The organism is Enterococcus termitis (genome assembly GCF_001730305.1).
Taxonomy (GTDB): Bacteria; Bacillota; Bacilli; order Lactobacillales; family Enterococcaceae; genus Enterococcus_L; species Enterococcus_L termitis.
Map to the genome: position 1 here is coordinate 1 of NZ_MIJY01000028.1, position 5452 is coordinate 5452.

The following is a 5452-nucleotide window of genomic DNA, read 5'->3' on the forward strand; positions in this document are numbered from 1 at the left end:
CTTTGTAGTGATGATACATATCGATCGCATGTTGTGCTGGATAGAAATGCTCATCATCAAAATCGAACATTTTTCTCTCTCCAGTAATTACTGGAAAGCGATCTGGACCAACTGGTGCCAAATCAACGTTGGCTAAGCCTCTGCCTCCTTCGTTGTATCCACCTTCACATTGATTGGCTGCTGTTGCGCCGCCCCATAAAAAATCTTTTCTAAATGACATGTCAAAATTCCTTTCTTTCTTAAAACCTGCAGCAGTCAAGCTCTTTTGCTGCAGGTCATATTTCTATCTATATTTTTATGCTAATCCAGTGATCAGGGTGTCATTGGATGTCACTTCTTGATCTTGTGTTTCTACAATATCTAGATAATCTCCCGTATTTGTAACAATTACAGGTGTTTCAACACTGTATCCTGCAGCTTTGATGGCTTCCATGTCAAAAGTAACTAAAACTTGTCCTTTTTTCACTTTGTCCCCTTGGGCAACTTTCGCTTCAAAGCCTTGTCCTTCTAGTTGAACAGTATCCATACCAATGTGGATCAATAGTTCCATCCCTTGATCAGAAATCAAACCAATTGCATGTTTGGTTGGGAATAGGGTCATAACCGTTCCATCAAATGGTGCGCGAACGATTCCTTCAGTTGGTTCAATCAAGACTCCTTTACCTAGAGCGCCTTGTGCAAAAGCTTGATCACTTGCTTTGCTTAATGGTAAAACGCGTCCTTTAACTGGGCTCAATACAGCTTCTTTCATTGCTTTTTGTGCTGTTTTATTTTCTACGTTATCCTCTGCAACTACTTCGTCTTTCCAGAAGAAAAATGTTAATATGAACCCAATAGCAACAGCAATGCCGATTGCGATGAATGAATGTACCACTCCGCTAGCATCATCACCGTTGATAAAGTTTAAAACACCAAAGATTCCTAAGCCACCCATTGTGTATGAGGTTACACCATTAATCATCAAGTAAAATCCACCAGCTGCTGCACCGATCATTGAAAAAATGAATGGCGTTTTTTTCGGTAATGTAATCCCGTAAATCGCTGGTTCAGTTACACCAAAGATCCCAGAAATAATTGCTGGAGGACACAATGCTTTGATTTTTTTATCGTTTAGTTTAAAGAACATTGCCATAACAACCGCTGTTTGAGCAAAACTTGCTGCAAAAGAACCAACCAATACTTGGCTAAATCCTTCTTGTGTAATTTGCATGATTGCTAGAGGAACAACACTCCAGTGTAAGCCGAAGATAACTAATACTTGCCAGAAGAAACCAAGAATCAAACCATACAATGCTGGAGAGAATTCCATCAATGAGCTGAATCCAGTACTTAAAAGATCTGTTAACATGCTAATGATTGGACCAATAACCAAAAATCCGATTGGTAATGCAATCAATAAGACAAAGAATGGTACCAAGAATGTTTGCACAACTTCAGGAATAATTTTCTTAAAAAGTTTTTGAATTTGAGCGGCAAAAGCAATAATAAAGATGATTGGCACAACACTACTTGTATAACCAGCTCCTACCCAAGGAATCCCTAAAAACGTATCATATGCAGGTAATCCTAACAAACTATAAGGAGCAGCTGCTCCAGCGCCTGCATTAGCTTCAAATGCAGCTTGTAAGGCACTTCCTTGCACCGTTGGATAACATAGAGCGGCACCAATTACGATACCCACCATAGGGTTCAAATTGAATTTTCTTGCTGCTGTGTAACCAAGAATCACTGGCATGAAGTAGAAAATCGCATCTCCAATGCCATTTAACATTGTATAAGTTCCAGATGTATTTGAGTATAAGTTCAAGAAAACAAGTAACGCATTTAATCCTTTAACCATACCTGCCGCTGCTAGAGCACCAAGGAATGGTTGGAAACAACCACTTAAAATATCGATCAAGCGATTAAAAATATTCCCGCCTGATGATTCTTGTTCAGAGTCAGCAGAAATTCCAGCAATCGTCAAAACATCTTCATATACGGCTGGTACATGATTTCCGATAACAACTTGGTACTGTCCACCACTTTTCATAACAGTAACCACGCCATCCATATTTTTCAAAATGTCATCATTTGCTTTTGATTCATCTTTTAGTTTAAAACGAAGACGAGTAATACAGTGTGTCAAACTATTGATATTTTCTTTCCCACCGACATTTTTTACTATTTCTTGTGCTAAATCATAATATTTTCCCATTTTTTGTTCCTCCAAAGTTTAGTTTTAGTCAATACTTTTGAAGGTTTAGCCAACTTAATGTCACTACCCAAAGGGATCACTATTCCCGTTTCTATCCACCTTTCGTTTTTATTTTTATAAAAAGATTTAATAATCTTATTCACTATTGGTTTGTACTACACGTGCAATATGAATGATCAAATACATTTTCTCTTCTTTTGATATCGTGTAGTGATAATTTGCTGCTAAAAAATCAGCGATTTTATTGACACAATTATACGCATTACGGTATTTCTTTTTGATTACCTCATATAGTTCATCGTCTTCTTCATCATGAAATTCTTTATGGTTCAATAAACGATAGGAAAAAAATTTTAAATGAGTGCTAAATCGATAAAAATAAACAGAATCTTCATTAAAGGTAATCTTGAAATAATACTTCACAATATTTGTGATTTCCTGCATGATCTTTGTTAGCTCGTAAACGTTACCTACTTCTTCATCCATTTCTGCATTGATAAGATGTAATGCAATAAATCCGGCTTCATCTTCTGGTAACTGAACATCAAATTTTTCTTTAACCATCTCCAATGCTTTAGTTCCTATGAAAAATTCATCTGGGAAAAATCGCTTAATATCCCACAACAAGAAATTTCTTACTTGTATACCTTGATTCATCCGTTCTAAAGCTGTATGCAGATGATCTGTCAGAGAAATAAAAATCGTATCGTTTAATTTTCGGCCTAGCTTTGTTTTAGCATATTTAATGACTTCGTCTGATAACTGCATGACTTCTAATGGTAACTCACCTAACAACTCTTGAAATTTTTGCGAAGTATCTTGGTTAGCTAAACGAAAAACTTGATCTACTTGTTCCTCTGATATTGAATCACCAATTTTTCTTTTAAACGCGATTCCCCGTCCCATAACAATTTGTTCCTGCTGATTTGCGTCCAACGTGATTACAACATTATTATTCAAAATCTTTTGAATAATCATTTTTTCGCTCCCTTCTTCACACATTCCCCACTCCTTTAATTGTAAAAAGAAAAACCCAACCTTTCCAAAAAAGAAGACACTCTTCCTCTTTGGAAAAATTAGGTTTAGCTTGTACTTAAACAATCACTATCCATTTATTTAACTTTCTGTGTACAAGCATAGAATACCTTATATCCATATAAATGTCAACGTTTTCATAAAAAATAAACCGATAAAATAAAAAAAGCAATTAGTATAAACTAATTGCTTCTTACTCATGACCCGTACGGGAATCGAACCCGTGTTACCGCCGTGAAAGGGCGGTGTCTTAACCGCTTGACCAACGGGCCTTTTGTAATAATGGGCCTAAATGGACTCGAACCATCGACCTCACGCTTATCAGGCGTGCGCTCTAACCAGCTGAGCTATAGGCCCTTAAAGAAAAAAAGCGGGTGACGAGAATCGAACTCGCGACAACAGCTTGGAAGGCTGTGGTTTTACCACTAAACTACACCCGCATGTTTCTTCTTTCAAATGGCGCAAGACAGAATCGAACTGCCGACACACGGAGCTTCAATCCGTTGCTCTACCAACTGAGCTACTGCGCCAAAAACTATAAAGATATAACGGTCTGGACGGGACTCGAACCCGCGACCTCCTGCGTGACAGGCAGGCATTCTAACCAGCTGAACTACCAAACCATCCGTTATTGTGTTACGTCACTAATAACTTTTTGCTTTTTTAAAGCAATTGCGGGGGCAGGATTTGAACCTACGACCTTCGGGTTATGAGCCCGACGAGCTACCTGACTGCTCCACCCCGCGATAATTATAGTCTCTATTGACTATAGAAAGGTGATAATCTTGGTAAATCCTAGCGAAGAAACTTCTCTCACTACGTTCGCCAAGTACTAATTATCATCAATGTCAAAGCATTGTGATTCTTAACAAAGGAGGATAAGGGATTCGAACCCTTGCACGGTTTTACCCGCCTGACGGTTTTCAAGACCGTTCCCTTCAGCCGGACTTGGGTAATCCTCCGGAATATAAATTTTAAATGACCCGTACGGGAATCGAACCCGTGTTACCGCCGTGAAAGGGCGGTGTCTTAACCGCTTGACCAACGGGCCTGCTTGGAACGGAGAAGGAGGGATTTGAACCCTCGCGCCGGTTTCCCGACCTACACCCTTAGCAGGGGCGCCTCTTCAGCCACTTGAGTACTTCCCCAAGAAAATATCCTATAAATGGGCCTAAATGGACTCGAACCATCGACCTCACGCTTATCAGGCGTGCGCTCTAACCAGCTGAGCTATAGGCCCATAAAGCGGGTGACGAGAATCGAACTCGCGACAACAGCTTGGAAGGCTGTGGTTTTACCACTAAACTACACCCGCAAAATATAACGGTCTGGACGGGACTCGAACCCGCGACCTCCTGCGTGACAGGCAGGCATTCTAACCAGCTGAACTACCAAACCATCCGTTATTGTGTTGCGTCACTAATAACTTTTTGCTTTTTTAAAGCAATTGCGGGGGCAGGATTTGAACCTACGACCTTCGGGTTATGAGCCCGACGAGCTACCTGACTGCTCCACCCCGCGATAATTATAGTCTCTATTGACTATAGAAAGGTGATAATCTTGGTAAATCCTAGCGAAGAAACTTCTCTCACTACGTTCGCCAAGTACTAATTATCATCAATGTCAAAGCATTGTGATTCTTAACAAAGGAGGATAAGGGATTCGAACCCTTGCACGGTTTTACCCGCCTGACGGTTTTCAAGACCGTTCCCTTCAGCCGGACTTGGGTAATCCTCCGGAATATAAAATAGCTTTTTAAATAGTCACTACAATGGACCTTGTAGGACTCGAACCTACGACCGGACGGTTATGAGCCGTCTGCTCTAACCAACTGAGCTAAAGGTCCTTGGCTCTTAAAAAGGTATCGCGGCGGAGGGGATCGAACCCCCGACCTCCCGGGTATGAACCGGACGCTCTAGCCAGCTGAGCTACACCGCGATAATAATAAATGGTACTATGGAGCCTAGCGGGATCGAACCGCTGACCTCCTGCGTGCAAAGCAGGCGCTCTCCCAGCTGAGCTAAGGCCCCACAAAATTAAATCGGGAAGACAGGATTCGAACCTGCGACCCCTTGGTCCCAAACCAAGTGCTCTACCAAGCTGAGCTACTTCCCGTATTTAAAATGCACCCAAAGGGAGTCGAACCCCTAACCTTTTGATTCGTAGTCAAACACTCTATCCAGTTGAGCTATGGGTGCAAAATATCCGATCAACACAAAC

The 5452-nt window shown here is 40.8% G+C and carries 3 protein-coding genes and 19 tRNA genes; all 22 read right to left on the minus strand.

From position 1 onward, the window contains the following. On the minus strand, positions 1–220 hold a 220-nt coding region (locus BCR25_RS12250), incomplete at its 3' end, for a family 1 glycosylhydrolase (protein WP_139124563.1). A 75-nt stretch (positions 221–295) separates the two neighbouring features. Then, a complete protein-coding gene (locus BCR25_RS12255; RefSeq protein WP_069663904.1) occupies positions 296–2197 on the minus strand; it encodes a beta-glucoside-specific PTS transporter subunit IIABC in 1902 nt (633 codons plus the stop codon). A gap of 135 nt (positions 2198–2332) precedes the next feature. Beyond that, positions 2333–3175, minus strand: a complete 843-nt coding sequence (gene licT, locus BCR25_RS12260) for a BglG family transcription antiterminator LicT (RefSeq protein WP_069663905.1) — start codon at positions 3173–3175, stop codon at positions 2333–2335. Positions 3176–3432: 257 nt separating this feature from the next. Continuing rightward, a tRNA-Glu gene (locus tag BCR25_RS12265) sits at positions 3433–3504 on the minus strand. Positions 3505–3515: 11 nt separating this feature from the next. Then, positions 3516–3589, minus strand: a tRNA-Ile gene (locus tag BCR25_RS12270). 12 nt (positions 3590–3601) lie between these two features. After that, a tRNA-Gly gene (locus tag BCR25_RS12275) sits at positions 3602–3672 on the minus strand. A 17-nt stretch (positions 3673–3689) separates the two neighbouring features. Beyond that, a tRNA-Phe gene (locus BCR25_RS12280) sits at positions 3690–3762 on the minus strand. Positions 3763–3781: 19 nt separating this feature from the next. Then, a tRNA-Asp gene (locus BCR25_RS12285) sits at positions 3782–3855 on the minus strand. Between the two features lie 49 nt (positions 3856–3904). Further along, positions 3905–3978, minus strand: a tRNA-Met gene (locus tag BCR25_RS12290). Between the two features lie 126 nt (positions 3979–4104). Continuing rightward, positions 4105–4194 (minus strand) — tRNA-Ser (locus BCR25_RS12295). Positions 4195–4211: 17 nt separating this feature from the next. Next, positions 4212–4283: transfer RNA gene (locus tag BCR25_RS12300), tRNA-Glu, on the minus strand. A gap of 9 nt (positions 4284–4292) precedes the next feature. Beyond that, positions 4293–4380 (minus strand) — tRNA-Ser (locus BCR25_RS12305). A gap of 18 nt (positions 4381–4398) precedes the next feature. Continuing rightward, positions 4399–4472, minus strand: a tRNA-Ile gene (locus BCR25_RS12310). 4 nt (positions 4473–4476) lie between these two features. Beyond that, positions 4477–4547: transfer RNA gene (locus tag BCR25_RS12315), tRNA-Gly, on the minus strand. 9 nt (positions 4548–4556) lie between these two features. Further along, positions 4557–4630, minus strand: a tRNA-Asp gene (locus tag BCR25_RS12320). 49 nt (positions 4631–4679) lie between these two features. Then, positions 4680–4753 (minus strand) — tRNA-Met (locus BCR25_RS12325). A 126-nt stretch (positions 4754–4879) separates the two neighbouring features. Further along, a tRNA-Ser gene (locus BCR25_RS12330) sits at positions 4880–4969 on the minus strand. Between the two features lie 35 nt (positions 4970–5004). Next, a tRNA-Ile gene (locus tag BCR25_RS12335) sits at positions 5005–5078 on the minus strand. A gap of 18 nt (positions 5079–5096) precedes the next feature. Beyond that, positions 5097–5170: transfer RNA gene (locus tag BCR25_RS12340), tRNA-Met, on the minus strand. 19 nt (positions 5171–5189) lie between these two features. Further along, positions 5190–5262, minus strand: a tRNA-Ala gene (locus BCR25_RS12345). Between the two features lie 11 nt (positions 5263–5273). After that, positions 5274–5347 (minus strand) — tRNA-Pro (locus tag BCR25_RS12350). A 9-nt stretch (positions 5348–5356) separates the two neighbouring features. Beyond that, positions 5357–5430 (minus strand) — tRNA-Arg (locus BCR25_RS12355). Positions 5431–5452: the final 22 nt, after the last annotated feature.